The 818-nt window shown below is 33.6% G+C and carries 2 protein-coding genes; both read right to left on the minus strand.

The genetic code is table 11. The features are described 5' to 3' along the window. Window positions 1–385: ATP phosphoribosyltransferase (gene hisG / locus DMP16_RS10335; RefSeq protein ID WP_143577228.1), on the minus strand; the 385-nt coding region annotated here is incomplete at its 3' end. Then, window positions 363–818 (minus strand): aminotransferase class I/II-fold pyridoxal phosphate-dependent enzyme (locus DMP16_RS10340; RefSeq protein ID WP_143577229.1); only part of this gene is annotated, 456 nt, incomplete at its 5' end. The genes DMP16_RS10340 and hisG, both read right to left, overlap by 23 nt.

Consider the following 818-nt stretch of genomic DNA (forward strand, 5'->3'; position numbering starts at 1 on the left):
TATTTACATATTCTTTAGCTATATTATAATATTTCGTTGCGATTCTCAAATCTTTTTTTCTTAATTCTTCAACTGACTCTTCTCTCCATACTTGAGGAATAGCTAAGACTATTTTAGATCGTCCAAAGTCTAATTTTATTAATTCCTCTACGCTGGCATTGCTCTCCACTACATAATCATGACCTGTCACTCCTAATTCTGATGCTCCACTCTCAACAATACTTGGAATGTCTTCCGTTCTTACCATTACTAGTTGAACTCCCTCCCAACTTGTCGGAACTATCAATGCCCTATCGTCACTTGCAGAGGGTTTTATTCCAACTGATTGTAAAAATTGAAGAGTTGGCTGTTGAAGTCTTCCCTTATTTGGTATTGCTATTTTCAAGTTCCCCACCCAATTTTTCTATTAACATATTACACTGCTCTTCCGTACCTACAGATATTCTGTAAAAATCGTCATATAGTTTCCTTATAGCAATTCCGTGCTTGATCAGCATTTTCCACAAATCTCTCTTATCTCTAACAAGGAGGAAGTTAGCTAACGATCTATAAACTTTTAGATTCATTTTCTTTAAATTATTGTATAATATTTCTTTATTTCTATTTATCATTTCTACTACTTCTTTCACATAAGAGTAATTTTGAAGTGCTTCAATACCAGCTATTAAAGATGGTAAAGGTATATCAAACGGTGTAGCAGTCTTCATTAAAGCTTTGACTATTTCTTCATTAGCAATAAGGTAACCTAACCTAAACGATGCCAAGGAAAAAGCCTTACTTAGAGTTCTGACTACCAAAAGATTTGGATATTCGTATAT

The sequence above is a fragment of the Sulfolobus sp. B1 genome (genome assembly GCF_007050195.1).
Lineage (GTDB): Archaea > Thermoproteota > Thermoprotei_A > Sulfolobales > Sulfolobaceae > Saccharolobus.